Origin of the sequence: Micromonospora sp. WMMD714, assembly GCF_029581315.1 — a bacterium.
Lineage (GTDB): Bacteria > Actinomycetota > Actinomycetes > Mycobacteriales > Micromonosporaceae > Micromonospora > Micromonospora rifamycinica.
The window spans coordinates 5,274,175-5,299,854 of record NZ_CP120744.1 but is presented as its reverse complement, the minus strand read 5'-3'; the positions used below and the strand labels follow the sequence as shown (position 1 = coordinate 5,299,854).

Below are 25,680 nucleotides of genomic sequence, written 5' to 3'. Positions count from 1 at the left end.
GCCCGGGATCACCGAGACGCCGGCACCCGCCGGTCCGGTAGCGCACGACTGACCGTGGTGCCCGAGCGGGCACCGGCAGCGTGCTGCGGAGGGAGGTTCGGTGTCGCGTCGGCCGGCTCGGGCGGCACGTCCGCGTGCGGTGGACGGTGCCGTGACCGCCACGGACCGGGTGCTCACGCTGCCGAACCTGATCAGCTTCGTCCGGCTGCTCGGCGTACCCGTGTTCCTCTGGCTGTTCCTGGTCGTGGAGGCGGACGTGGCGGCGATCGTGGTGCTCGCCGCCGGCGGCACCTCCGACTGGGTGGACGGGTGGATCGCCCGCCGGCTCGGCCAGGTCAGCCGGCTCGGTGAGCTGCTCGACCCGCTGGCCGACCGGCTCTACATCCTCGCCACGCTGCTCGCCTTCACCGCCCGCGAGGTGGTGCCGTGGCAGTTCACGGCGGCGCTGCTGGCCCGGGAGCTGCTGCTGCTCGGCTCGTTGGGGGTGCTGCGCCGGTACGGTTACGGCCCGCCGCCGGTGCACTACGTCGGCAAGACCGCGACCTTCCTGATCCTGGCCGCCTTCCCGGTGCTGCTGCTGGCGGCGGCCACCACGTCGGTGACGGCGACGACCGCCGGGGCGATCGGTTGGGCGCTGGCCTGGTGGGGTCTGGTGCTCTACTGGGTGGCCGGCGCGATGTACGTGGTGCAGGCGACCCGGCTGGTCCGTGCGGTGCGGCCGGGAGCCGCCACGTGAGCGCGCCGAAGGACGGGTCGAAGCCGCCGGTGCGGTTGTTCACCCCGGACTTCCTCACCGAGCTGTTCCAGAACCCGCTGGATCCGGGCTACGCCGACGCGGCGGCCCGGCGGCGGGAGACCCCTGCGGCGACCGGGTGGCGGGGCGCCTCCGCGCGGGCGGTGGCGGTCGTGGTGGTGGCCGCGGTGGGTTTCCTGTTCGCGGTGGCCTACCGGGAGACGATGGCCGACGAGCCGAGCCGGAGTCAGGCGCGGGCCGCGTTGGTCACGCAGATCAAGCAGCGGGAAGCGGAGACCGATGCGATGACCGCGCGGGCCGGACGGCTGCGCGAGGAGGTCGGTCGGCAGCGGGACGCGGCGTTGAGCGGCTCGCAGGCGGCCCGGTTGCGCAACCTGGAGGCCGGTACGGGGCTCGGTCGGGTGCGGGGTGACGGGGTGGTGGTGCGGTTGGCCGACGCGCCCGCGTCGGACGACGGTGCGGTGGGCGGCGATTCGGGGGCCGGGCCGTCGCGGGTGATCTACTCGGATCTGCAGAAGATCGCGAATGACCTGTGGGCCGCGGGCGCGGAGGCGATCTCGATCAACGGTCAGCGGTTGACGGCGACGTCGACCATCCGGTCGGCGGGGGCGGCGATCCTGGTGGACTTCCGTCCGGTGACGAGCCCGTACGAGGTGTCGGCGATCGGGCCGCGGTCGTTGCGGGACCGGTTCGACGACAGCCGGTCGGCGTATCTGATGCGTCGGGTGGCCCGGGACACCGGGCTGTCGTTCGAGGTCCGCGAGGTGGACGACCTCACGCTGCCGGCTGCTCCGGAGCCGCGGCTACGCTACGCGGAGCCGTCGGTCAGTCCGAGTCCGTCGCCGGCGGGTCCGGGTTCGTCCGGTCCGTCTTCCAGCCCCTCCGGAGGTGTCCGATGATCGCCGTGTTGGCGTTGCTCGCCGGTGTGGTGCTGGGGATCTACCTGGATCCGACGGTGCCGGCGGCGTTGCAGCCGTATCTGCCGATCGCGGTGGTGGCCGCGCTCGACGCGGTGTTCGGTGGGGTGCGGGCGAAGTTGGACCGGATCTTCGACGACAAGCAGTTCGTGGTGTCGTTCATCTCGAACGTGCTGGTGGCCGGGTTGATCGTGTATCTGGGTGACCAGTTGGGGGTGGGTGGCCAGTTGTCCACGGGGGTGGTGGTCGTGTTGGGTGTGCGGATCTTCGGAAACGTGGCGGCGATCCGCCGGCACCTGTTCCGGGCGTAGGTTGGTGGCGTGAGCGACGAGCATCGGGAGACGGGTACCGGGTGGCCGCAGCCGGCGGTGCCGGTGCCGGCGGGTGAGCCGGATCCGCGTCCGGACGCGCCGGACGCGCCGGACGCGGACGAGTTGAGTCCGTTGGTGCCGGACGTGCCGGCGTCGGACGTCCCGGTGGAGTCCGGTGACGACGACGGCGCGACGGTGAATCTGGCGGAGGTGGCGTCGGCGTCCGGGGAGCGGTCGTCGGAGTCCGCCGCGTCGCCGTCGCCGGCCGGGTCGGGGGTCGCGGGTCGGAAGGTGTCCTCGGCGACGGTGATGATCGCGGCGTTGTTGGCGTTGCTGGGTTTCACGTTGGTGGTGCAGTTGAAGACCACCTCGACGGATCCGACGCTGGCGGCGACCCGGCAGGAGGACCTGGTGCGGATCTTCTCGGATCTGGATTCCCGGGAGAAGCGGCTGCAGCAGGACATCGAGGCGCTGGAGGACAGTCAGCGGCAGTTGCGTTCGGGGGAGCAGGGTCGGCAGGCGGCGTTGGAGGAGGCGACGAAGCGGGCCGACGAGCTGGGCATCCTGGCGGGGACGTTGCCGGCGCGGGGGCCGGGTCTGGCGGTGCGGTTCGAGCCGGGCGGTAAGCCGATCCGGGCGGACCGGGTGTTGGACGCGGTGCAGGAGTTGCGGGGTGCGGGCGCGGAGGCGATGCAGATCTCGGGTGGGGATCGGGCGTCGGCGCGGATCATCGCTTCGACGTACTTCCTGGACGGGCCGGGGGACGTGTTGGTGGTGGACGGGCGGGCGTTGACGGGTCCGTTCACGATCACGGTGATCGGGGATCCGGAGACGATGCGTACCGCGTTGAACATTCCGGGCGGGGTGGCCGCATCGGTTCGCGGTGACGGCGGTAACGTGAGCGTCGAGGATCGTGAGGTTGCCGAGGTTTCGGCGCTGCACGCGCCGTTGAAGCTGGAACACGCCCGTCCGGTCTCCTGACCGGCGCGGCCGCGCCGGGTGGTCCCGGTGCACCGATGGATGAGGGACGCGCTGGTGATTCCTGAGGATCTGCGTTACACCGCCGAGCACGAGTGGGTGGTGGGTGTCGAGGGTGGCACCGTCCGGGTCGGTATCACCCATTTCGCGCAGGATGCGCTGGGTGACATCGTGTTCGTCCAGCTGCCGGACTCCGGTGCAGTGGTGGCGGCCGGTGAGTCGTTGGGTGAGATCGAGTCGACCAAGAGCGTGTCGGAGATCTACGCGCCGGTGGGTGGCACGGTGACGGCGCGGAACGAGGCGTTGGGTGATTCACCTGAGGTGATCAATTCGGATCCGTACGGCGCTGGCTGGTTGGTGGAGATAGCGCCGGCGGATCCGGCGGCGGTGGAGGGTTTGTTGTCCGCTGACGCGTACCGTGAGCTCACCGAGAGCTGAGTGGTGTCGTGCCGGGCGCGGGTGATGTTCTCCGCGCGTCCGGTTGCCCTGCATTTCGGCGCTGGCTAGGCTCGCCCAGTCGACCGAGAACCCCAAAATGGTTGTGCGTCGGGTGATTGCCTACCTGGGCACGGGGAGCCAGCCGCCGGGTGTGTGTTCTGCCCGGCGGCCATACCCGCCGTCTTCCTGACGCTGACCGAACTGATCCGTGAGGTGGTCCCATGACGCGCCCAGGCGACGAGTTCCCCCCGCTCGACGTCACTTCGACGCTCAATCTCGGTTCGCTGGACGAAGTGCTGGAGGGTCCGGACACCGATGTGGTGCCGAGTCGGATGTCCGGCTCGCTGCCGCCGGGTATGGCGCTGCTGGTGGTTCGTCGGGGCCCGAATGCGGGTGCCCGGTTCCTGTTGGACCACGATGTGACGACGAGTGGACGGCATCCGGACAGCGACATCTTCCTCGATGATGTGACGGTGTCCCGGCGGCATGCGGAGTTCCATCGGGATTCGGGGACGTTCACGGTGCGGGACGTGGGGAGCCTGAACGGCACCTACGTGAACCGGGAGCGGGTCGAGGCGGCCACGTTGAGCAATGGCGACGAGGTGCAGATCGGTAAGTTCCGGGTGGTCTTCATCGCCGGTCCTCGCCCGGAGGAGGAGGCCGGCCGGGGGTGAACGAGCCTGCGGCCTCCATGCCGTCCGGGGCGGCCCGGTCGCACCCGCTGATGAGTATCGGTGAGGTGTTGGGTCAGCTGCGGGTGGAGTTTCCGGACGTGACGATTTCGAAGCTGCGGTTCCTTGAGGCCGAGGGCCTGGTGGAGCCGCAGCGGACGGCGGCGGGTTACCGGAAGTACAGCTGGGACGACGTGTCCCGGTTGCGGTTCGTGCTGACGGCGCAGCGGGACCAGTATCTGCCGTTGCGGGTGATCCGTGAGCAGTTGGCGCAGTGGGACGGTGACGACGGGGCGTCGGGGCGGCAGCGGCCGACGTTGGTGGCGGTGGGTCCTGGTGGTGAGGTGCCGGGCCGGTCGGTGGAGGAGCCTGAGTCGCCGGTGCGGCTCGGGCGGGCCGATCTGGTGGCGCGGAGCGGGATCGCCGAGTCGACGTTGGGTGAGCTGGAGCGGCTGGGTGTGTTGGTGCCGGATCCGCCGGGGTGGTACGACGCGGATGCGTTGATCATCGCGCAGGCGGTGGCGGGGTTGGCGGCGTACGGGTTGGAGCCTCGGCATCTGCGGGGTTACCGGTCGTCGGCGGATCGTGAGATCGGTCTGTTCGCGCAGTTGGTGGCGCCGTTGGCGCGGCAGTCGGATCCGGCGGCGCGGGCGCGGGCGGCGGAGACGGCGCGGGAGTTGGTGGCGTTGTCGCAGCAGTTGCATGCGGCGTTGGTGCGGGTGGGGTTGCGGTCGACGTTGGGTCGGTGAGGGTGGCCCCCGGGTGCCGGCGGTGTGGTGTGTGCGGAAGGTTCTGCCCCGGGAAGCGTGTCGTACGCTTGCCGGGGTAACCCTTCTGCGGCGCGGTTGCTGTGCTGGTGCGGGTGGGGCGGCCGGGTCGAGGTCCGTGTACCGTGCAGGGACAGGGCGCGGTGCGGGTGTAGGTGACAACGACACGGAGGCGGCGGTGCGCGAGCTGAGCGTGGTCGGGGTTCGGGTGGAGTTGCCCAGCAACCAGCCGATCGTCCTGCTCAGGGAGGTCGAGGGTGACCGCTATCTGCCGATCTGGATCGGTGCGGTGGAAGCCACGGCGATCGCCTACGAGCAGCAGGGGGTCAAGCCGGCCCGGCCGTTGACGCATGATCTGTTGCGGGACGTGCTGGCGGCGTTGAAGGCGCCGTTGCAGGCGGTGGAGATCACCGAGTTGAAGGAGAACGTCTTCTACGCTGATCTGTTGCTGGGTGACGGGGTGCGGGTGTCCGCCCGGCCGAGTGATTCGATCGCGTTGGCGTTGCGGGTGGGTGCGCCTATTCGTTGTGCGGAGCAGGTCCTCGGTGAGGCGGGGATCGTGATTCCCGACGAGCAGGAGGACGAGGTGGAGAAGTTCCGGGAGTTCCTGGAGCAGGTGCGTCCGGAGGATTTCGCCGGCTGATCGTGGGCCTGGTGGCGGTGCCGGTGGTGTGGTGTGTCGTCGCCCGGTGCTGGCCGGGCGACCCGGGCCGCTCGTCGCGCGGCGTGTCGCGGCGGTTTCTCCGTGGTAACCCCTGGGTGCGGCGTTAGTGTTGCCGTGTCGAGGGGTGCACGTCGTGGGAAACGGCGTGTCGCCGCACTGACGGGGAGGTTGTCGGGATGCACGAGCCGCGGGATCCTGAGCCAGTTGTGGAGCGGGGCGAGTCGCCGGTGGGGTCGTCGTCGGTGCCGGTGGACGGTGATGGTGCGGTCGGCTACCGGGGCGTGACGGCGTGTCACGCGGTGGGGATCAGTTACCGCCAGTTGGACTACTGGGCGCGGACGACGCTGGTGGTGCCGAGTGTGCGGGACGCGTCGGGTTCGGGGACGTCGCGGCTGTACTCGTTCCGGGACCTGGTGGTGTTGAAGGTCGTCAAGCGGTTGTTGGATGCCGGGGTGTCGTTGCAGAACATCCGTAAGGCGATCGAGGCGTTGCGGTCGCGGGGGGTGGAGGACCTGGCGGGGATCACGCTGATCTCGGACGGGACGACGGTGTACGAGTGCCGGTCTCCGGAGGAGGTGGTCGACCTGTTGCAGGGGGGCCAGGGGGTGTTCGGGATCGCGATCGGTGGGGCGTTCAAGGAGATCCAGGGTTCGTTGTCGCATCTGCCGGCGGAGCCGGCGGTGGCTGGTGTTGGGGTGGCGGTTTCCGAGGGGGTGGAGGGGGCTGCGGAGGGTCCGTCGTCCGGTGTGGTGGGTGACGAGTTGGCGGCGCGGCGGGCGCGGCGTAGAGCGGGTTGATCGGGGTGGGTGGGACGCCGCGGCCGGATTCCGGCCGCGGCGCTGTCGTCTGCGGGTACTGGCAGGTGTCGTATCGACGTGCGTCGTGACCTGGGCGGTTGTTGTCGGGTCGGCGGGTGGGTGGTTGTCCAGGATGGACGTTTACGGTGCGGTTCGTGGTGTTGACAGCGGTGGTGGTGCCAGGAATCCTGTCCAGGGCGATCACCTAGGACACCGGTCGGTCACGGTGAGTGACTGTTGGTGGTGGCGTCGAGCTGATGCGTGGACCATGGTGCGGGGATCGCAGCCGCGGTCGCGCCGAGGACGGGAAACGAACCGAAGTGCACACTGATCACTATGTCGGCCTGGGCTCCGGGCGGGTCGGCGGTGCCGTCGCCGAGCACGCTGTCGGGCCACGTTGTCCGGTGACCGCCCCGCCGCCTCCGGGTGAGCCGGCCGGTACCGGTGCGGACGTGGCGGCGGAGGCGGTGGAGTTCCTCGACGCGTTCCACGCCGAGCAGCGGGTGCCGGGGTTGGCGGCGCGGCTGGCGGAGGTGCGTGAGGAGATCGCGTTGACCGGTTCGTACCGGCACACGCGGGAGGAGCTGGTGTACGGGGCGCGGGTGGCGTGGCGGCAGTCGGCGCGGTGTGTGGGGCGGGTGCGGTGGGCGGGGTTGCGGGTGCGGGACCGTCGGCACGTGACGACGGCGGCGGGTGTCGCGGAGGAGTTGGCGGCGCATCTGGCGGCGGGGGACAACGGTGGCCGGATCCAGTCGGTGATCACGGTGTTCGCGCCGGACCGGCCGGGGGTGGGGCCGCGGGCGCGGATCTGGAACGACCAGCTGGTGCGGTACTGCGGTCATCCGCGGGGTGACGGGTCGGTGTTGGGGGATCCGGGGCAGGTGGGGATGGTCCTGGCGGCGCGGCGGTTGGGGTGGCGTCCGCCGCCGGTGCCGGGGCGGTTCGACCTGGTGCCGTGGGTGATCGAGACGGCGCACGAGTCGCCGACGGTGTGGGAGGTGCCGCGGGAGCTGGTGCGGGAGGTGGCGTTGAGCCATCCGGACCATCCGTGGTTCGCGGACCTGATGCTGCGGTGGCATGCGTTGCCGGTGATCAGTAACATGCGTCTGCGTATCGGCGGGGTCGACTACAGTTGCGCGCCGTTCAACGGTCACTATCTGGGTGACGAGATCGGCACCCGCAACATGGGCGACCGGGACCGCTACGACCAGTTGCCGGTGGTGGCGGCGGGGTTGGGGTTGGACACGTCGCGGGAGGACACCCTCTGGCGGGAGCATGCGGCGTTGGTGTTGAACCAGGCGGTGTTGCACTCGTTCCGGGTGGCGGGGGTGCGGGTGTCCGATCCGCACACCGAGTCGGAGTTGTTCATGAAGTTCTGTGCGCAGGAGGAGCGGGCGGGTCGGCCGGTGCACGGTGACTGGTCGTGGCTCAACGGAAGTGTGGGGTGGGCGGCGTTGCATGCGGTGCACCACCGCTACTACGACACCCGGGTTCCGAATCCGAATCTCTGGCAGACTGACCGCGCGTACGAACCGGATGGTGTGGTGGAGATGACGTTGCGTGAGCGTCACGCCATGGCCCGCGCGCAGGAGGACTGAGGATGGACAGCGCGGCGTTGCGCCAGAGTTGGGGCCAGTTCTCCGCTGCCGGCCCGGAGGCGGCGAAGTATTTCTATGCCACGTTGTTCGTGGTGGCGCCGGAGGCGCGGTCGATGTTCCCGACGAACATGCAGTACCAGGAGGACAAGCTCCTGGCGGCGTTGGGGCACATCATCACCAGTTTGGACGATCCGGAGGCGTTGGCGGTGTTCGCGCAGCGGTTGGGCGCCGACCACCGTCGGTTCCACGGTCGGGACCAGCGGGGCCATCCGGTGGTGTTGGGGGAGCGGCACTACATCTGGGTGGGTCAGGCGTTGCTGGCGACGTTGGAGCGGTTCCTCGGCCCGTACTTCACGCCGGCGTTGCGGGCGCAGTGGGCGGCGGCGTACGAGCTGGTGGCGAAGCTGATGCTGGAGGGTGCGGCGGAGGCGGAGCGGACGTCGCCGCCGCACTGGGAGGCGGAGGTGTTGACGGCGGAGCGGCGGCGGGCCGACATCGTGGTGTTCACGGTGCGTCCGAACTACCTGTGCGCGTACCGGCCGGGTCAGTCGTTGCCGGTGCAGGTGCCGCAGTTGCGGACCTGGCGGTACCTGTCGCCGGCGAACGCGCCGCGGGCGGACGGGACGATCGAGTTCCACGTGCGGGCGACGGGGCGGTTCTCCACGCATCTGGTGCGCCGGTTGCGGGCGGGTGAGTCGTTGTTGTTGGGGCATCCGACGGGGACGGCGTTGGCGTCGTACGACCGGGCGCCACAGTCGCCGTTGTTGTTGATCGCCGGGGGGACGGGGTTGGCGCCGTTGCGGGCGGTGGCGGAGGCGGTGCAGCAGGGTGCGGGGCGGCGTACGACGTTGGTGGTGGGCGGGCGGACCCCGGACGATCTGTATGACGAGCCGGCGTTGTCGCGGTTGGTGGCGATGCCGGCGGCGGGTGGGCACGGTGGCGGGGCGGGGTGGTTGCGGTACGTGCCGACGGTGGAGTCGGGCTGGGGGTGGCGGGGCGCGGTGGGGCGGGCCGGTGACACGGCCCTGCGGTTGGGGCCGTGGGCGGATACGGAGGTCCTGGTGTGTGGGAGTCCGGAGATGACCCGGGAGACGGTGACGATGCTGGTCCGGTCGGGTGTGGAGCCGGAGCGGATCCTGACGGAGAGCTATGACCATTCGCGGTATCCGCCGTTGGCGGAGGCCGCAGCGGGTGTGGTGCGTGACTTCAGTGGGACGGGTGCGCGGTGAGCGGGGATCGGGCCGGTGTCGAGCCGGGTGAGGTGGCCCGTCAGTTGGCGGTGTTGGAGGAGCGGCGGTTTCGGGGTAGTCACTGGTTGTCCGCGGACGAGGTGGCGTCGGTGGTGCGGTCGGCGGATGACCGGATCGGGGTGTTGACGGCGGAGCTGGAGCGGCAGCGGCGGGAGAACCAGGGGCTGCTGAGTCAGGTGGAGATGCTGCGGCACGGGACGTTGCCGAGCAATGCGCCGCAGGGGCCGGATCCGATGACGGTCGAGTTGGCGATGCGGGCGCAGGACGAGGCGAACCGGACGGTCGGTGAGGCCAGCGCGGAGGGCGCGGAGATCATCGCCGATGCGCGTCGGCAGGCGGAGGAGATCGTGGCGGAGGCGCACCGGCGGGCCGCGGCGGTGGGCGGGTCGGGTGTGGTGTCGGCGGGTGCCGGGTCGTCGGAGTTGGCTGGGCAGTTGCAGGCGTTGGAGGAGCGGCACGCGGCGGCGTTGGCGGCGGTCGCGGCGGCGCAGCAACAGTTGAACCGGTGGCAGGCGTACCTGTCGGCGCAGTCGGAGCAGTTGCGGGCGGACGCGGCGGCGGCGGGTGGGGTGAGCGCCCAGTTGCGGGTGGTGCTGGGCGGTTGACCGGTCGCCGGGGTCGCGGGGTGGCGGGGTGGCGGGTCTGACGGTGGTGGTTCGCCGTCGGGGCGGTGGCCGAGGCAGCATGGACGGGTGACAGAGACGATCGACGCGTTGGCCGCCCTGGTCGCCGCCGGTGGGGTGGTGGTGCTCAGCGGGGCGGGGTTGTCCACCGAGTCGGGTATTCCCGACTACCGGGGGCCGACCGGGGTGGCCCGTCGGCACACTCCGATGACGTACCAGACGTTCACCCGTTCGGCGGTGGCCCGGCGGCGGTACTGGGCGCGGAGCCATCTGGGGTGGCGCACGATCGCGCGGGCCGCCCCGAACGACGGGCACCGGGCGGTGGCCCGGCTCCAGGCGGCCGGGCTGGTCGACGGGGTGATCACCCAGAACGTCGACGGCCTGCACACGGCGGCGGGTAGCCGGGGGGTGGTGGAGCTGCACGGCCGCCTCGACACGGTGGTGTGCCTGGACTGCGGTGACCGTACCGCGCGGGGGGAGCTGGACCGGCGGCTGGCGGCGGCGAATCCGGGTTTCGCCGCGACCGTGGGGGTGGTGCGGCCGGACGGTGACGTGGATCTCGACGACGACGGGGTGGCCGGGTTCCGTCCGGTCGACTGCGGGTCGTGCGGGGGGATGCTGAAGCCCGACGTGGTGTTCTTCGGGGAGACGGTGCCGGCGGACCGGGTGTCGCGGTGTTTCGGGATGGTCGAGCAGGCCCGGTCGCTGCTGGTGGTGGGGTCGTCGCTGACGGTGCTGTCGGGGCGGCGGTTCGTGGTGCGGGCGGCGCGGCGGGGCATCCCGGTGGTGATCGCCAACCAGGGTGTCACCCGGGGTGACGGTTATGCGGCGCTGCGGGTGGACGCCCCGTTGGGGCGGGTGCTGCCGGCCCTGGCGGACCGGGTCGCCGCCGTCGGGCCGGGGCCGGCGGTGTCGACGGCGGGCCCGGTGGCGTGCTGACCCGTCGTCCCGGGGGCCGGGCGGGGGTACGACATCCGCCGGTAACAGCGACGCTGGTAGCGTTGACCATGCCGACACCACCCGCGCGGGAGAGATCGCCCAGCAGTATCCGGGCGGCGCCGAAGGGGCAGATTCTCCCCGGAACCTCTCAGGCAGAAGGACCGCGACGGGCAGGCACTGTGGAGCGCCCTGCGGCGTGACTCAGGGGGAGGCCGATCCGTCGACCTCGCCCCCTGGAGTCTGGAGCGCACGCATGACCGTAGAGCAGTTCGCCGACCGGCACGTCGGCCCCGGCCCGGACGACGAGCGCCGCATGTTGGAGGTCGTCGGGTACGGCTCCGTGGACGAGCTGATGGACGCGGCGATCCCCGAGGTGATCCGCTGGCACGGCACCCTGGACCTGCCGGCGCCGGCCAGCGAGCGGGAGGCGATCGCCGAGCTGCGGAGCCTGGCCGCCCGTAACACGGTGGCGGTGTCGATGATCGGCCTGGGTTACCACGGCACCCACACCCCGGCGGTGATCCGCCGGAACGTGTTGGAGAATCCGGCCTGGTACACGGCCTACACCCCGTACCAGCCGGAGATCAGCCAGGGCCGGCTGGAGGCGTTGCTGAACTTCCAGACGATGGTCACCGACCTGACCGGGCTGGCCACGGCGAACGCGTCGATGCTCGACGAGGCGACGGCGGCGGCGGAGGCGATGACCCTGGCGCGGCGGGCGTCGCGCAGCGGCAGCCCGGTGTACGTGGTGGACGCGGACACGTTGCCGCAGACGGTGGCGGTGCTCGCGGGCCGGGCCGAGCCGCTCGGTATCGAGGTGCGGGTGCTCGACCTGGCGGAGCAGGAGCTGCCGGCGGAGTTCTTCGGGCTGCACCTGCAGTATCCGGGGGCGTCCGGTGCGGTCCGGGACCATGCGCCGCTGGTGGACGCCGCGCACGCGGTCGGGGCGTTGGTGACGGTGGCGGCGGACCTGTTGGCGTTGACGCTGCTGCGGGCGCCGGGGCGGATCGGGGTGGACATCGCGGCGGGCACCACCCAGCGGTTCGGGGTGCCGATGGGCTTCGGTGGTCCGCACGCCGGGTACCTGGCGGTGCGGGCCGGTCTGGAGCGGATGCTGCCGGGCCGGCTGGTCGGGGTGTCGCGGGACGCGGCCGGTCAGCCGGCGTTCCGGTTGGCGTTGCAGACCCGGGAGCAGCACATCCGGCGGGAGAAGGCGACCAGCAACATCTGCACGGCGCAGGTGCTGCTGGCGGTGATGGCCGGCATGTATGCCGTCTATCACGGGCCGGACGGGTTGCGGCGGATCGCCGGGCGTACCCACGAGATGGCGGTGCGGCTCGCGGCCGGGCTGCGCGCCGGCGGCGTCGAGGTCGCGGACGTGGCGTTCTTCGACACGGTGACGGCGGTGGTGCCCGGTGGAGCGGCGGCGGTGGTGGCGGCGGCCCGGGAGCGGGGGGTGAACCTGCGGCTGGTCGACACCGACCGGGTGGGGGTGTCGTGTGACGAGACGACGACGGTGGCGCACCTGGAGGTGGTGTGGGCGGCGTTCGGGGTCGACCCGGTCGTCGGGGACGTCGCGGTGGAGCTGCCGGCGGGGTTGGCGCGGGACACCGCTTTCCTGACCCATCCGGTGTTCCGCAGTCACCATTCGGAGACGGCGATGCTGCGGTACCTGCGCCGGTTGGCGGACTTCGACTACGCCCTGGACCGGGGCATGATCCCGTTGGGGTCGTGCACGATGAAGCTCAACGCGACCACCGAGATGGAGCCGGTGAGCTGGCCGGAGTTCGCGCATCTGCACCCGTTCGCCCCGGCCGAGCAGACCGTCGGGTACCGGGAGCTGGTCGGGCAGCTGGAGGGTTGGCTGGCGGAGGTGACCGGGTACGACGCGGTCAGTGTGCAGCCCAACGCCGGGTCGCAGGGGGAGTTGGCGGGGTTGCTGGCTATCCGCGCCTACCACCGTGACCGGGGGGACACCCACCGGGACGTGTGTCTGATCCCGTCGTCGGCGCACGGCACGAACGCCGCGTCGGCGGTGATGGCCGGGATGCGGGTGGTGGTGGTCGGCTGTGACGCCGACGGCAACGTCGACCTGGTGGACCTCGACGTGAAGATCGACAAGCACCGGGACGCCCTCGCGGCGATCATGGTGACGTACCCGTCGACGCACGGGGTGTACGAGACGGGCATCGCCTCGTTGTGCGCGAAGGTCCACGACGCCGGTGGTCAGGTGTACGTCGACGGGGCGAACCTCAACGCGCTGGTCGGGTTCGCCAAGCCGGGCCGGTTCGGGGCGGACGTGTCGCACCTGAACCTGCACAAGACGTTCTGCATTCCGCACGGCGGTGGGGGGCCGGGGGTGGGTCCGGTGGCGGTGCGGGCGCACCTGGCGGCGTACCTGCCGGGTGACCCGGGTGGTGAGCGGGTGCCGGGTGCGCCGGCGATCTCGGCGGCCCGTTACGGGTCGGCGGGGATTCTGCCGATCCCGTGGGCGTACCTGCGGATGATGGGCGCGGCGGGGTTGACCCGGGCGACCGGGGTGGCGGTGCTGGCCGCGAACTACGTGGCGGTGCGGCTGCGGGAGCACTTCCCGGTGCTGTACGCCGGCAACAAGGGCCTGGTGGCGCACGAGTGCATCCTGGACCTGCGGCCGCTGTCGAAGGCGACCGGGGTGAGTGTCGACGACGTGGCCAAGCGGCTGATCGACTACGGGTTCCACGCGCCGACGATGTCGTTCCCGGTGGCGGGGACGCTGATGGTGGAGCCGACCGAGAGTGAGGACCTGGCCGAGCTGGACCGGTTCTGCGACGCGATGATCGCGATCCGGGCGGAGATCGACACGGTGGCCTCCGGTGGGTGGCCGGCGGGGGACAACCCGTTGGCCAACGCCCCGCACACGGCGGCGATGGTGTCGGCCGACGAGTGGCCGCACCCCTATCCGAGGTCGGTGGGGGCGTATCCGGGTGGGGTGGACCGGGAGGGGAAGTACTGGCCGCCGGTGCGGCGGGTCGACGGCGCGTACGGCGACCGGAACCTGGTCTGCTCGTGTCCGGCGCCGGAGGCGTTCCAGGACTGAGGCGCGGTGCCGGGGCGGCGGACGTGCCGCCCCGGTGCGGCGACCGGGGGAGGGCAGCTCCCTGCCGGGGGCTAGCCTGGGGTGGCCTGCCCACGCACGGTGAGCAGGTCAGGTGAGCCGTCGGTGGGTCAGGCGACGAGCGCGTGCCGGGCGGGCCCGCGGTGCGGGGCGATGGTGCTGCCGTCGGGAAGGAGCTCGCCGGTGTCCTCGAAGACGATGACACCGTTGCAGAGCAGGCTCCAGCCCTGCTCAGGGAAGCAGGCGATGACCCGGGCGGCGTCCCGGTCGGTCGCTTCGGCGGAGGGACAGGTGATCTGGTGCTGGCACATCGGGTTCTCCGGACTGTGGGGGCACTGTGTCATGGTTCACATGACCAGTGACGCACAGTACCAAGGGATCGCGCGTCGGATCGAGCGGGCTTCCGTCATGTCGCCCCGAAATCCGCTGAACGGATGAGCGGCAATGGTCCACCTGGCGTGGAAACGCTCCCAACGGTGGCGGTGGACGTACCGGGAGTGCCGGCCCGCTGCCGCAGCGTGCTCGTCGAACGGGACCGCTACGAGTGGCGCCTCACCGACGGTGGTGACCCGGCCGCGCAGATCGCCGGCTTCCTCACCGCGCACGGTCTGCCGGTCGACGACCTGACCCGCCCGGCCACCCACCGCCCCGACGGCCCCTGCGGGGCCGCCCTGTTCGTCTCCGCCGCCGCCGGCGCCCGTATCGCCGGCGCACCCACCGGCCCGCCCAGCCCGGCCCCCCAGCTGCCCGACGTGGCCGTCGTCGTCTACGACCACGCCACCGCCCGCCCCGCCGTTCCCACCCGCCGGGCCGCCGGCCGGCTACGGCTGGCCCCCTGGCGGGACAGCTGGACCACCGGGCAGCACGCCGACGCCGTCCGCACCGTCCGCGCCGCCATCGGCCGCGGCGACGTCTACCAGGTCAACGTGGTCGGCCACGCCGCCGCCGGATACACCGGCGACCCACGCCCCGCCCTGGCCCGCCTCGCCGGCCTGCCCGGCGCCCGCTACGGCGGCACCCTGCACGGCGACGGCTGGGCGATCGGCTGCGCCTCACCGGAGACCCTGGTCGCGGTGCACGCCGGCCGGGTCGTCACCCGACCCATCAAGGGCACCCGCCCGGCCACCGCCGCCGGCCGCCGCGACCTGCTCGCCTCGGCCAAGGAACGCGCCGAACACATCATGATCGTCGACCTGGAACGCAACGACCTGGCCCGGATCGCCCGCACCGGCTCGGTGACCGTCGACGAGCTGTTCGCCGTCCGCCGCTGGTGCGACCTGTGGCAGGCCGAGTCGACGGTGTCCGCCGCCCTCGCCGACGGCACCGGCCTGACCGACCTGCTGCGCGCCACCTGCCCCGGCGGATCGGTCACCGGCGCCCCGAAACAGGCCGCGCTGACCCTGATCGCCGCCGTCGAACCCGTCGGCCGGGGCGCCGGCATGGGCGCGTTCGGCTGGGTCGGCCCCGGCCACCTCGACCTGGGCCTGACCATCCGCACCGCCGCCGCCGACCGCGACCACCTGCACCTGTGGGCCGGCGGCGGCATCACCTGGGACAGCGACCCCACCGCCGAGGTCGCCGAGGCCGCCGCCAAGGCCGCCCCGCTGCGCGCCCTGCTCGCCGCCGGCTGACCCCACCGGCCGTACACCATACGGCTAGGCTGGCCGCATGCACGTCGAGTACAGCGGCACCGGCGACCCCGCCCGCAGCCTCGCCCTGCTCTGGCGCACCCGGGACCGGGCCAGCCGCGGCGGTGACCTCGGCGTCGACCGGATCGTCCGGGCCGCCATCGAGGTCGCCGACGCCGACGGCCTCGCCGCGCTGTCCATGCGCCGGGTCGCCGAACGCCTCGGCGTCGGCACCATGTCCCTCTACACCCACGTGCCCGGCAAGGGCGAACTGCTCGACCTGATGCTCGACACCGTGCACGGCGAGACCCCCCGCCCGGCCGACGTCCCCGGCGGCTGGCGCGGCCGGCTGGAACGCATCGCCCGCGACACCTGGGCGCTGTACCTGCGCCACCCGTGGCTGTTGCAGGTCGCCACCACCCGCCCCCCGCTCGGCCCGCAGGTCACCGCCCGCTACGACTACGAACTGCGCGCTGTCGAGGGCATCGGCCTGACCGACCTGGAGATGGACGCCGTGGTCACCCTCGTCGACTCCTACGTGCACGGCGCGGTACGCGGCGCGGTCGAAGCCGCCCGGGCCGCCCGGGACACCGGACTGACCGACGAACAGTGGTGGCGGGCACACGCCCCGTACCTGGAGAAGGTGATGGACCCGGCCCGCTTCCCGATCGCCGCCCGGGTCGGCGCCGCCGCCGGCGAGGAGTACCAGGCCGCCACCGACCCGACCCGCGCGTTCGACTTCGGGCTGGCCCGCGTGCTCGACGGCATCGCCGCCCTGATCGCCCACCGGAGCGCCGACGTGACGTCCCCGACGGCCCCCCGCTAGCCTTCCGGTCATGACCGTACGCCCGATCCGGATCATCGGTGATCCCGTCCTGCGCACCGCCTGCACCCCGGTGACCCGCTTCGACGCCGCGTTGCAGCAGCTGGTGGACGACCTGATGGACACCCTGCTCGGCGCACCCGGCCGGGCCGGTGTCGCCGCGCCGCAGATCGGCGTCGACGCCCAGGTGTTCGTCTACGACGCCGACGGCCACCGCGGGCACCTGATCAACCCCACCATCGAGCTGTCCGACGAGATCCAGGACGACGACGAGGGCTGCCTGTCCATCCCCGGGCTGTACTTCCCGACCCGCCGCGCCCTGCACGCCACCGTGCACGGCGTCGACCGGCACGGCGACCCGCTGACCATCTCCGGCAGCGGGTTCCTCGCCCGCGCGTTGCAGCACGAGACCGACCACCTCGCCGGCCGGCTCTACGTCGACACCCTGCACGGCGACGTCCGACGCCGAGCCCTGCGGGAGATCCGCGCCGGCCGGTTCGACTCACCCCGCCGCCGCTGACCGGCCGCCCGGGGGACGGCATGCCACCGCCGCCGGTCAGCAGCGAACGGCCGGAAGGTTCTCGTCGGCCCACCGGGCCAGCGCGTCCAACGCCGGCAGCAGGGCGGCGCCCCGCTCGGTGAGCTGGTAGCTGACCCCCACCGGCGGACCCTCGCGCACCGTGCGGCGGACCAGGTCGACCCGGGCCAGCTCACCGAGCCGGTCCGACAGCACCGACTCGCTGATCCCCGGCAGCGCCCGGGTCAGCTCGGCGAACCCGGCCGGACCGGCGGCGAGGGTGCCGAGGATCATCCCGTTCCACCGCTTGCCGAGGAACGCGAACGCGCGGGACAGGCCCCCCGGGCAGGCGCGGGGCCCGTCGTCGATCGGGGAGCACGTCGTCATCGGTCCAGCATACGTGGTCAACACCTCACCCTAGCGACTACGAAAAAACTAGCTGCTATCGTGGCCGCAGCACATTCGATCCGACCGGAGGCACCCCATGACCGACGTCCTGCCCGACCAACTGATCACCCTCAGCCCCGAAGCCCAGGCCCAACTCTTCACCGAGGCACGCACCGCCAACACCTTCACCGACACCCCCGTCGGCGACGACCAGCTCCGCGCCATCCTCGACCTCGCCAAGTACCCGCCCACCGCCATGAACGTCCAACCCCTGCGCGTCCTGTTCGTCCGCCCCGGCGAAGGCCGCGACCGCCTCCTCACCCACGTCGCCGACGGCAACAAGACCAAGGCCGCCACCGCCCCCGTCGTCGCCGTCCTCGCCGCCGACACCAACTTCCACGAACACCTCGACACCGTCTTCCCCATCCGCCCCGGCATGCGCGAACACTTCGCCGCCGACCCCACCACCCGCGAAGCCATGGCCCGCTTCAACGCCGGACTCCAGGTCGGCTACTTCCTGCTCGCCGTCCGCGCCGCCGGCCTCGCCGTCGGACCCATGGGCGGCTTCGACCCCGCCGGCGTCGACACCGAGTTCTTCACCGGCACCGGCTGGAAGTCCCTGCTCCTGGTCAACATCGGCCACCCCGGCCCCGACGCCTGGCACCCCCGCCTGCCCCGCCTGGACTACGACACCATCGCCCGGCACGCCTGACCCAGCGCGAGGCCGGCCGGGCGCCACCGCACGCTCAGCCGGCCCACCACTGGTCGTACCCCAGCCGCACCACCAACGCCGCCACCACCACCAGCAACACCACCCGCACGAACCCCGCACCCCGCCGCAACGCCAACCGCGCCCCCACCGCCGCCCCCGCCACGTTGCACACCGCCATCGCCAACCCCAACCACCACCACACGTGCCCGGTCGCCGCGAACACCACCAACGCCCCCAGATTCGTCCCCGCGTTGACCACCTTCGCCATCGCCGAACCACCCAGAAAATCCGCCCCCACCAACACCGTGAACGCCACCACCAGAAACGTCCCCGTCCCCGGACCGATCAACCCGTCGTACACCGCGATCCCCACCCCACACACCACCACCGCCACCACCATCCGCACCGGAGTCCGCCGCCCCGGCACCGGCACCGCCCCCCACCGCGGCCGCACCACCACGAACAACGCCACCACCAGCAACACCACCAACACCACCGGCCGGTACGCCGACGCCGGCACCGCACCCGCCAACCCCGCACCCACCCCCGCACACACCACCGCCACCCCCGCCGCCGGACCCGCCACCACCCAGTCCACCCGGGTCCGCCGCGCGAACGTCACCGCCGCCGTCGACGTCCCCGCGATCGCCGCCAACTTGTTCGTCCCCAACGCCGTCGCCACCGGCACCCCCGGCGCCGCCACCAACAACGCCGGCAACAACAACAACCCACCCCCACCCACCACCGCGTCAACCCCACCAGCCAGGGCCGCGGCAACGAGCAGACCGATCAACGACACAGGATCCACGGGCCGCCATTCTTCCCACCACCCACCACCACCCTCCCACCCGAGTGGCCCACCTCACCGCCCCCGCCGCCGACGCACCCACACCCCCACCCCACCCAGCGCCACGAACACCAACACCGAACAACACAACAACTTGATCATCCGGTAACTCTGCCACGGACGTAGGGTGCACAGGTGCGCCTGGCGACCTTCAACCTGCTGCACGGCCGCTCCCTGACCGACGGGCTCGTCGACCCCGACCGGCTCACCGCCGCCGTCCACGCCCTCGACGCCGACATCCTCGCCCTCCAGGAAGTCGACCGCGACCAGTCCCGCAGCGGCCACCACGACCTCACCGCCATCGCCGCCCGCGCCCTCGACGCCCCCGAACACCGCTTCGCCGCCGCCGTCGTCGGCACCCCCGGCGAACACTTCCGCCCCCTGCGCCACGACGACGACGGCCACGGCGAACCCTGCTACGGCATCGGCCTGATCAGCCGCCACCCCGTCCGCACCTGGCAGATCACCCGCCTCACCCCCGCACCCGTCCGCTCACCCCTCTACCTCCCCGGCCCCGGCGGCGGACTCGTCCTCCTGCGCGACGAACCCCGCGTCGTCCTCGCCGCCGTCCTCGACACCCCCCACGGCCCCCTCACCGTCGCCGCCACCCACCTCTCCTTCGTCCCCGGCTGGAACGCCCACCAACTCCGCCGCGTCGTCCGCGCCCTGCGCGCCCTGCCCGCCCCCCGCATCCTCCTCGGCGACCTCAACCTCCCCGCCGGCCCCGCCCGCCTCCTCACCGGCTGGCACCCCCTCGCCCGCCGCCCCACCTACCCCGCCACCGCCCCCCGGATACAACTCGACCACATCCTCGCCGACCCCCACGGCCGGCACCGGCTACCCCCGGTCACCGCCATCCACACCCCCCGCTGCACCATCTCCGACCACCGACCCCTCGTCGTCGACCTCGGCTGACCACACCCGGCCCCCACACTCAACCCCGCCCGACCGCCCGCTGCGCCGCCCGCACCGCGTTACGGAACAACATCGCCACCGTCGTCGGACCCACCCCACCCACCCGAGGGGTGATCGCCCCCGCCACCGCCGCACACGACTCGTCCACGTCCGGCAACAACCGCCGACCCGCGTACCGCACCCCACCACCCACCACCACCGCACCCGGCCGCACATGCTCCGGCCGCACGATCCCCGGCACCCCCGCCGCCGCCACCAGGATCTCCGCCCGCCGCGTGTACCGGGGCCAGTCCGCCACCCCGGTGTGCACCACCGTCACCGCCGCGTTCGCCGTCGGCCGCTTCTGCGCCAACAACATCGCCAACGGACGACCCAACGTCGCCCCCCGACCCAGCACCACCACCTCCCGACCCGCCACCGGCACCCCGTGGAACGCCAGCAACGCCTCGATCCCCGCCGGCGTACACGGCAACGGCCCCGGCAACCCCAACGCCAACCGACCCATGTTCACCGGGTGCATACCGTCCACGTCGGAATCCGGATCCAACTCCGCCAACGCCCGGTCGTAGTCCAGGTGCCCCGGAACCGGATGCTGCACCAACACCGCGTGCACCCCGGCGTCCTCGTTGAAATCCCGCAACACCCGGTGCAGATCGGCCTGCGTCGCCGACCCGGGCAGCCGCACGTGCGGCGACGCGAAACCCAGCTCCGCCGCCTGCCGGGACTTGATCCGGATGTACCCCACGCTGGCGTCGTCGTCACCCACCAGCACCGTCGCCAGCGTCGGCACCACCCCGACCGCGCGCAACGCCGCCACCTCCGCGGTGACCTCGGCGAGAACCCGCTCCGCCACCGGCCCACCCGGCAACAACCGGGCACCACCGGACGAGGGGGAGGAGGAAGAAGAGGAAACAGACATGGCTCACCTCGACCACGGAGGCCCAGGCGGTCGACCCCCGCGACGAGCTCCCCGATGGTGGATCCATCCCCGTGCCGCCAGTCGCGTCCACCCCCACCATTCCACACCCACGGCCACCCCCGCCCGGCCGACACGCCCCCGCACCCGCCGACGACCACTCAGTCGAGCCGACCCCCCGACACCAACCCCACCAACACCCGGTTCGTCCGGTTCGACCGCACCGCCGCCCGCTGCTGACCCGCCGTCACCTCGATGTACGTCTGCGACGACGCCAACGACGCGTGCCCCAGCAACCGCATGATCTCGGCCGCACCCGCCCCCTCCTCGGCCAACCGGGTGGCGAACGTGTGGCGCAAGGCGTGCAACCGGGCACCCGCCGGCACCCGGTCGGTGATCCCCGCCCGCCGGTAACAGGAGTCCACCAGGTACTGCAACCCGCCCCGCCGCAACGGCTCACCATGGCGGTCCACCAGCAACACCCCGTCCGGACGCACGCTGCGCGCCCCGAACCGCCGCCGCCGACTGTCCAGGTAGGCCGACACCACCTCGTCCAACTCCGGCTCCACCGGAACCACCCTCGGCCGACCACCCTTGCCGGCGACCGCCACCCGGCGCTCCCCGGCCCGCCCCGACACCGACGACACCCGCAACGCCAGCAGCTCCGCCAGGCGCAGTCCCGCGCACAACGCCAACGCCAGCACCGCGACGTCCCGCTCCGGCCACGGGTCACGCTGCCGGCCGTCCTCCCGCGACACCGACGCGAGCAGCACCTCCGGGGTGTCCTCGCCCCGCAGCGGCTTGGGCTGGGGGAGCGGGGTGCGGGGACGGCCCACCGCCGGCATCGGGTTGCCGGCCACCACCTGCTCGGCCACCAGGAACGAGAAGAACCCGTTCCAGCTCGACCAGGCCCGGTGCACCGACGCCGCGGCGCGGGTGGCGGCGAACCGGGCGAACGCCGCCCGCATCAGCCTGGGGGAGAGGTCGGAGATCATCAGCTCGTCGGGGGACCGGGCCGGGTCGACCTCCGCACCCGCCAGCGCCGCGACGGTGCGCAGGTCCCGCCGGTACGCGTCCTGGGTGTGCGGGGACGGTTTGCGGGTGGCCCGCGCGGTCAGGAACTCCTCGATGAGTCGTCCAACCGATTCGTCCTGTTTATCATGCATAAGTGATATTATGCAGCCTTTTCAGGTTGGTGGCCAGCGGAGGGGAGTGGCGCACCGCGGTGCCCGGCCCGCACCTGCCGGACGTTTCCGGGGTACCTGTGGGCCGGGGCGCGGCACCGCTTGCGTCCCGGTCGGTGCCGGTGTCGCTCCGCCCGGGACGGTGCCCGACGGTCCGGGGGGAGGCTCCCGTCGGCGGTCCGCGCACCGCCTCGGTGTCGGCAGCCGCGCCGGCCCGCCACCCGGGAAGGCTGCGGCGTCCGACCGTCGTCCGGGATTCGCGGGTACGACTCCGCAGCACTGATCGGCACCGATGGCGACCGGCGCAGCACGGCCTGGACGCGGTCCCGTGCTGACGTCGGGGGCTCCCGGAGCGGGTCACCGGCATCGACGCCGACTGCGGTCGCCCGAGGGTGGTGCGGACCGCCGGAGGAGGCCCCACTCCGGTCAACTTTACATAATGTGCATTATCGAATGTACCCGGAGATGGTGTGGAGCGCGGTGCGCCGCCGACTCCCGGGTTCGCCGCCCTACAGACCGCCGGCCACCCGCAGCACGGTGCCGGTGGTGTAGCTGGCGTCGGGGCCGAGCAGCCAGGCGACGGCACCGGCGACCTCGTCGGGTTCGCCGGCCCGGCCGAGCGGGATCCGGGCGGCTGCGGTGTCGGCGCGGTCGGGTACGCCGGAGATGGCGTGGATGTCGGTGCGGATGATGCCCGGGGCGACGGCGTTGACCCGGATGCCGCGGGGGGCGAGCTCCTTGGCCAGGCCGAGGGTGAGGGTGTCGGTGGCGGCCTTGACGGCGGCGTAGTGGACGTACTCGCCCGGGCTGCCGAGGGTGGCGGCGGCCGAGGAGATGTTGACGATGGCGCCGCCCCGGGTGAGGAGGCGGGCCGCCTGCTGGGCGCAGAGGACGTACCCGAGGAGGTTGACGTCGACGACCCGGCGCAGGTCGTCGGGGCGCAGGTCGGTGAAGGGGCCGATCGGGCTGGTGACGCCGGCGTTGTTGACCAGGGCGGTGAGGGGGCCGAGGTCGGCGGCGGCGGTGAAGAGGCGGTCGACCTGGGTCGGGTCGGTGGTGTCGGCGGGGACGGCGACGGCGCGGCGGCCGAGGCGGTGGATGTCGGCGACGACGGCCGCGGCGGCGGCGTGGTCGCGGCGGTAGCCGATGGCGAGGTGGTGGCCGTCGGCGGCGAGTCGTCGGGCGGTGGCGGCGCCGATGCCTCGGCTGCCGCCGGTGATGACGGTGACCGGATTCAATGCCCTACTCCCCTGGTGTGCTGGTGACCGCCCGGTGGGCGGCGGGTGTCGACGGTATCGTCCGCGCGTCGGTCGGGTGGCCACGGTGGGGTGCGGGGGTGATCGCTTACGCTCACCGCGCGTCGGTCGGCGTCGGTACCGGAACTGGTGGAGGTGCGTGGTGGGTGTGAATGTCGGTGACCTGGTGGCGGATTTCGAGCTGCCGGACCAGACGGGTGCGCCGCGGCGGTTGTCGGAGTTGGTGGCGGCGGGGCCGGTGGTGTTGTTCTTCTATCCGGCGGCGATGACCCGTGGGTGCACGGCGGAGAGTTGTCATTTCCGGGATCTGGCGGCGGAGTTCGCGGCGGTGGGTGCGCAGCGGGTGGGGATCAGCCGGGATCCGGTGGCGAGGCAGGCGGAGTTCTCCCGGATGCACGGGTTCGACTATCCGCTGTTGTCGGACGTGGACGGTGTGGTGGCGCAGGCGTTCGGGGTGCGGCGGCGGTTGCCGTTGGGTCCGTTGAGCACCCGACGGATGACGTTCGTGATCGGGGTCGACCGGCGGGTGCTGGCGGTGGTGCACAGCGAGTTGGGGATGAACGAGCACGCCGACGAGGCGTTGCGGGTTCTCGGGGGCTGATCTTCCGGTTGTCGTGGTGGGCTGGTATCAAGGCAGGATCAAACACGTGTACGAAAGAGGGCTGTGATGGCGGACCAGGGTTTGTCCGATGACGAGGTGCGGGGCATCCGGGAGGCGTTGGCGGCGGGGCGGAAGCCGAAGGTGGTGTTCACCGCGTCGGCGGGGCAGGTCGCCGGTCAGGTGGGTCAGGTGGTGGAGCTGACCGATCCGGCGGTGTCCGACGAGTTCGTGGTGGTGCGGTTCGGCCGCGACGAGTTGCCCTTCTCCCCCGCCGACGTGGCGGTGGCGCCGCGCGGGGCGGGTCGTCGGGTGGCGGAGGCGAAGTCGGAGCCGGCGGTGGAGCCGGTGGAGCCGGCGACGCCGGAGCCGGCGTTCGTGTTGGACACGCCCCGGGTGCCGGGGCCGCGTCGGGAGGAGCCGAGGGTGGAGCCGGTGGTGGCCGTGGAGAAGCCGGCGGCGCGTCGGCCGGCGAAGGTGGCGAAGCCGAAGGGGCCGGCGGGGTTGACGGTGACGTTGGCGTATGCCGACGGTGAGTGGACGGTGGCGGCGCAGCAGGGTGCGAAGGCGTTGGCGAAGCCGTACGTGGTGAAGCCGGCGGAGGCGTTGCGGATGGTGGCGCTGGTGGACGTGCCGGGGGTGCAGGAGGCGGTGGAGCAGATCCTGTCGGCAGAGCGGTCGGAGGCGGAGCAGCAGGCGGAGAAGCTGCGGGCCGAGTTGGCGGAGATCGAGGCGCGGCTGGCGGAGTTGCGCGAGGCGCGCTGAGTCCCGGGTCGGGTGGGGGTCGTCGTGGTGCCGGCGGGGTGCGCGGGTCGGCGGTCCCCGCCGGTGTGCCGGGTGGTGGTCAGAAGTAGTCGCCGAGTTGGGCTGGTCCGCCGGCGGCGAGCAGGTCGAGGGGGGCGGGGTCGGTGCCGGCGGGGTGGTGCAGCAGGCCGGCCTGGGCGACGGTGCGGGCGGTGGCGGCGCCGGTGTAGAGCAGGGCGAAGCCGCGGACGGTGAGGTGCAGGTCGGCGGGGGTGGTGGTGCGGCGCAGCTCGGCGCTGCCGTTGGCGACTTCCAGGTGCCAGGTGCCGGTGTTCCAGTCGGCGAGGGGGTCGTCGAGGGTGAAGGTGGTGGTGCCGTTCAGGTGTGCCGGCCAGCCGCGGTCGCGGACGGCGCGGGTGACGTCGACGGGGCGGTGCATCCAGGTGTCCTGTTCGTGCTCGCGGGCCTTCTCGACCGGCAGGTGTGGGATGAGGGGGTCGCCGGGGAGCAGGGTGAGGCGCAGGGTCGGGGCGACGCTGTGCCAGCTGGCGAGGGTGCCGACGAGGGCGCGGGCGGCGTCGGCGGTGCTGGCGGCAAGGTCTTCGACGGTGAGGGTGCCCTGGTCGCCGTAGCCGTGGCGGCGGTCCCAGCCGGCGTAGCCGACCAGGTGGCCGTGGTGTTCGACGAGGGTGAGGCCGTCGTGGGGCAGGGTGTCGTCGGTGGTGTGGCGGGTGCGGCGGTGTTGGTGCAGGGGTCCGCTGCGGGCGAGTAGGCCGCGGCGGTGGCGGGTGGTGGCGGTGTGCAGGTCGTCGACGGCGGTGAGGTCGGCGGCGGTGCCGGGGCGGATGGTGAGGTGGGGGGCGGGGCGGTGTCGGGTGAGCAGGGCGGTGGGTAGTGAGACGGTGCGGAGGCTGCCGGCGGTTTCCCAGCCGCAGGTGCGGTAGGGGGCGGCGACGGTGGGGAAGAGCGCGCTGATGGCGGCGCCCCGGTCGTGTGCGCCGCGGAGCAGGGTGGTGAGTAGGGCGCGGGCGATGCCGCGGCCGCGGGTTTCGGGGGCGACGGCGACGCTGGCGATGTCGGCGGCGGCGACGGTGCGGCCGTCCCACCACTGGTGGTGGTGGAGGTCGAGGGCTTTGCCGATGAGGCGGCCGGTGTGGTCGAAGGCGCCGTAGCGGGTGGTGCCGGGGGTGGCGGTGGTGTCGTCGGGTGGGGGTTGGGGGTCGGAGCCGAAGGTGGTGCGGCCGAGGTGCCAGGCGGTGGTGGCGTCGTCGTCGGTGAGTTCCCGGACGTGGGGGGCGTCGTGCATGCGGCGACGATAGCGGTGGGTGGGGGTGGCGGCGATCGGTTTGGGT

General features: G+C 72.5%; 28 protein-coding genes and 1 riboswitch. Of the genes, 21 read left to right on the top strand and 7 right to left on the bottom strand.

The genetic code is table 11. The features are described from left to right. The first annotated feature begins 100 nt into the window (after positions 1–100). The 14 genes from O7625_RS22605 to gcvP all read left to right on the top strand — a co-directional run bounded on the left by O7625_RS22605 (position 101) and on the right by gcvP (position 13,783). The gene (locus O7625_RS22605) at positions 101–736 is read left to right on the top strand and encodes a CDP-alcohol phosphatidyltransferase family protein (protein ID WP_282341306.1); all 636 of its coding nucleotides are present in this window, start codon (positions 101–103) and stop codon (positions 734–736) included. Continuing rightward, positions 733–1,653 (top strand): DUF881 domain-containing protein, encoded by a 921-nt coding sequence (locus O7625_RS22600; protein WP_067311493.1) that lies wholly within the window; start codon positions 733–735, stop codon positions 1,651–1,653. The genes O7625_RS22605 and O7625_RS22600 overlap by 4 nt, the downstream gene beginning before the upstream one ends. Then, positions 1,650–1,982 carry a small basic family protein gene (locus tag O7625_RS22595; RefSeq protein WP_067311500.1) on the top strand — a complete coding sequence of 111 codons (333 nt, stop codon included), beginning with the start codon at positions 1,650–1,652 and terminating at the stop codon, positions 1,980–1,982. Before O7625_RS22600 ends, O7625_RS22595 begins: the two co-directional genes overlap by 4 nt. A 9-nt stretch (positions 1,983–1,991) precedes the next feature. Beyond that, positions 1,992–2,963: a DUF881 domain-containing protein gene (locus O7625_RS22590; protein WP_282341302.1), complete on the top strand. Its 972-nt coding sequence runs from the start codon at positions 1,992–1,994 to the stop codon at positions 2,961–2,963. Between the two features lie 54 nt (positions 2,964–3,017). Continuing rightward, complete coding sequence (gcvH, locus tag O7625_RS22585; protein ID WP_067311550.1) at positions 3,018–3,398, top strand: glycine cleavage system protein GcvH; 381 nt, start codon at positions 3,018–3,020, stop codon at positions 3,396–3,398. A gap of 221 nt (positions 3,399–3,619) precedes the next feature. Then, positions 3,620–4,072: an FHA domain-containing protein gene (locus O7625_RS22580; RefSeq protein ID WP_067311506.1), complete on the top strand. Its 453-nt coding sequence runs from the start codon at positions 3,620–3,622 to the stop codon at positions 4,070–4,072. Positions 4,073–4,122: 50 nt separating this feature from the next. Then, positions 4,123–4,818, top strand: a complete 696-nt coding sequence (locus O7625_RS22575; RefSeq protein ID WP_282347065.1) for a MerR family transcriptional regulator — start codon at positions 4,123–4,125, stop codon at positions 4,816–4,818. 196 nt (positions 4,819–5,014) lie between these two features. Then, positions 5,015–5,479 (top strand): bifunctional nuclease family protein, encoded by a 465-nt coding sequence (locus O7625_RS22570; RefSeq protein WP_067311512.1) that lies wholly within the window; start codon positions 5,015–5,017, stop codon positions 5,477–5,479. A gap of 197 nt (positions 5,480–5,676) precedes the next feature. Then, complete coding sequence (locus O7625_RS22565) at positions 5,677–6,297, top strand: MerR family transcriptional regulator (protein WP_282341299.1); 621 nt, start codon at positions 5,677–5,679, stop codon at positions 6,295–6,297. Between the two features lie 404 nt (positions 6,298–6,701). After that, on the top strand, positions 6,702–7,895 hold the full coding sequence (locus O7625_RS22560) for a nitric oxide synthase oxygenase (RefSeq protein ID WP_282341297.1): 1,194 nt from the start codon (positions 6,702–6,704) through the stop codon (positions 7,893–7,895). 2 nt (positions 7,896–7,897) lie between these two features. After that, complete coding sequence (locus O7625_RS22555) at positions 7,898–9,124, top strand: globin domain-containing protein (protein ID WP_282341296.1); 1,227 nt, start codon at positions 7,898–7,900, stop codon at positions 9,122–9,124. After that, positions 9,121–9,750, top strand: a complete 630-nt coding sequence (locus tag O7625_RS22550) for a hypothetical protein (protein ID WP_282341295.1) — start codon at positions 9,121–9,123, stop codon at positions 9,748–9,750. The genes O7625_RS22555 and O7625_RS22550 overlap by 4 nt, the downstream gene beginning before the upstream one ends. An 87-nt stretch (positions 9,751–9,837) precedes the next feature. Continuing rightward, positions 9,838–10,707, top strand: coding sequence for an NAD-dependent protein deacetylase (locus O7625_RS22545; protein ID WP_282341294.1), 870 nt, complete (start codon positions 9,838–9,840; stop codon positions 10,705–10,707). Between the two features lie 76 nt (positions 10,708–10,783). After that, a riboswitch (glycine riboswitch) is annotated at positions 10,784–10,881 on the top strand. A gap of 79 nt (positions 10,882–10,960) precedes the next feature. Then, a complete protein-coding gene (gene gcvP, locus O7625_RS22540; RefSeq protein ID WP_282341293.1) occupies positions 10,961–13,783 on the top strand; it encodes an aminomethyl-transferring glycine dehydrogenase in 2,823 nt (940 codons plus the stop codon). Between the two features lie 128 nt (positions 13,784–13,911). Here the strand turns inward: gcvP and O7625_RS22535 are convergent, their stop codons facing one another. Next, complete coding sequence (locus O7625_RS22535) at positions 13,912–14,112, bottom strand: DUF5999 family protein (RefSeq protein WP_067311530.1); 201 nt, start codon at positions 14,110–14,112, stop codon at positions 13,912–13,914. A 123-nt stretch (positions 14,113–14,235) separates the two neighbouring features. Here O7625_RS22535 and O7625_RS22530 point away from each other — a divergent pair, with 123 nt between their 5' ends. From O7625_RS22530 to def, 3 genes are read left to right on the top strand one after another with little or no spacing between them, the layout of a single operon-like run. Next, positions 14,236–15,432, top strand: coding sequence for a chorismate-binding protein (locus O7625_RS22530; RefSeq protein ID WP_282341292.1), 1,197 nt, complete (start codon positions 14,236–14,238; stop codon positions 15,430–15,432). Positions 15,433–15,469: 37 nt separating this feature from the next. Next, positions 15,470–16,255, top strand: a complete 786-nt coding sequence (locus O7625_RS22525) for a TetR/AcrR family transcriptional regulator (RefSeq protein ID WP_282341291.1) — start codon at positions 15,470–15,472, stop codon at positions 16,253–16,255. Between the two features lie 10 nt (positions 16,256–16,265). Then, positions 16,266–16,772, top strand: coding sequence for a peptide deformylase (def, locus tag O7625_RS22520; protein WP_282341289.1), 507 nt, complete (start codon positions 16,266–16,268; stop codon positions 16,770–16,772). A 36-nt stretch (positions 16,773–16,808) separates the two neighbouring features. On the opposite strand, the gene O7625_RS22515 is transcribed toward def, so the two are convergent. Next, positions 16,809–17,156, bottom strand: coding sequence for a helix-turn-helix domain-containing protein (locus tag O7625_RS22515; protein WP_067311540.1), 348 nt, complete (start codon positions 17,154–17,156; stop codon positions 16,809–16,811). Positions 17,157–17,253: 97 nt separating this feature from the next. Between O7625_RS22515 and O7625_RS22510 the strand changes: the two genes are divergently transcribed. After that, the gene (locus tag O7625_RS22510) at positions 17,254–17,868 is read left to right on the top strand and encodes a malonic semialdehyde reductase (RefSeq protein WP_282341288.1); all 615 of its coding nucleotides are present in this window, start codon (positions 17,254–17,256) and stop codon (positions 17,866–17,868) included. 34 nt (positions 17,869–17,902) lie between these two features. On the opposite strand, the gene O7625_RS22505 is transcribed toward O7625_RS22510, so the two are convergent. Continuing rightward, positions 17,903–18,676, bottom strand: a complete 774-nt coding sequence (locus O7625_RS22505) for a TSUP family transporter (RefSeq protein WP_282341286.1) — start codon at positions 18,674–18,676, stop codon at positions 17,903–17,905. 174 nt (positions 18,677–18,850) lie between these two features. On the opposite strand from O7625_RS22505, the gene O7625_RS22500 reads away from it, so the two are divergent. Next, the gene (locus O7625_RS22500; protein ID WP_282341284.1) at positions 18,851–19,630 is read left to right on the top strand and encodes an endonuclease/exonuclease/phosphatase family protein; all 780 of its coding nucleotides are present in this window, start codon (positions 18,851–18,853) and stop codon (positions 19,628–19,630) included. Positions 19,631–19,649: 19 nt separating this feature from the next. Here O7625_RS22500 and O7625_RS22495 read toward each other — a convergent pair whose 3' ends face one another. From O7625_RS22495 to O7625_RS22485, 3 genes are all read right to left on the bottom strand, one after another. Continuing rightward, entirely contained in the window at positions 19,650–20,549 is a 900-nt protein-coding gene (locus O7625_RS22495) for a tetrahydrofolate dehydrogenase/cyclohydrolase catalytic domain-containing protein (protein ID WP_282341282.1), read from the bottom strand. 158 nt (positions 20,550–20,707) lie between these two features. Further along, positions 20,708–21,712, bottom strand: coding sequence for a tyrosine-type recombinase/integrase (locus O7625_RS22490; protein ID WP_282341281.1), 1,005 nt, complete (start codon positions 21,710–21,712; stop codon positions 20,708–20,710). Positions 21,713–22,239: 527 nt separating this feature from the next. Continuing rightward, positions 22,240–22,968 carry an SDR family oxidoreductase gene (locus tag O7625_RS22485; protein ID WP_282341280.1) on the bottom strand — a complete coding sequence of 243 codons (729 nt, stop codon included), beginning with the start codon at positions 22,966–22,968 and terminating at the stop codon, positions 22,240–22,242. Between the two features lie 160 nt (positions 22,969–23,128). On the opposite strand from O7625_RS22485, the gene O7625_RS22480 reads away from it, so the two are divergent. Then, positions 23,129–23,587 (top strand): peroxiredoxin, encoded by a 459-nt coding sequence (locus O7625_RS22480; RefSeq protein ID WP_282341278.1) that lies wholly within the window; start codon positions 23,129–23,131, stop codon positions 23,585–23,587. 66 nt (positions 23,588–23,653) lie between these two features. After that, on the top strand, positions 23,654–24,349 hold the full coding sequence (locus O7625_RS22475; RefSeq protein WP_282341276.1) for a hypothetical protein: 696 nt from the start codon (positions 23,654–23,656) through the stop codon (positions 24,347–24,349). Positions 24,350–24,428: 79 nt separating this feature from the next. Here O7625_RS22475 and O7625_RS22470 read toward each other — a convergent pair whose 3' ends face one another. Continuing rightward, a complete protein-coding gene (locus O7625_RS22470) occupies positions 24,429–25,634 on the bottom strand; it encodes a GNAT family N-acetyltransferase (protein WP_282341274.1) in 1,206 nt (401 codons plus the stop codon). Positions 25,635–25,680 lie beyond the last annotated feature (46 nt).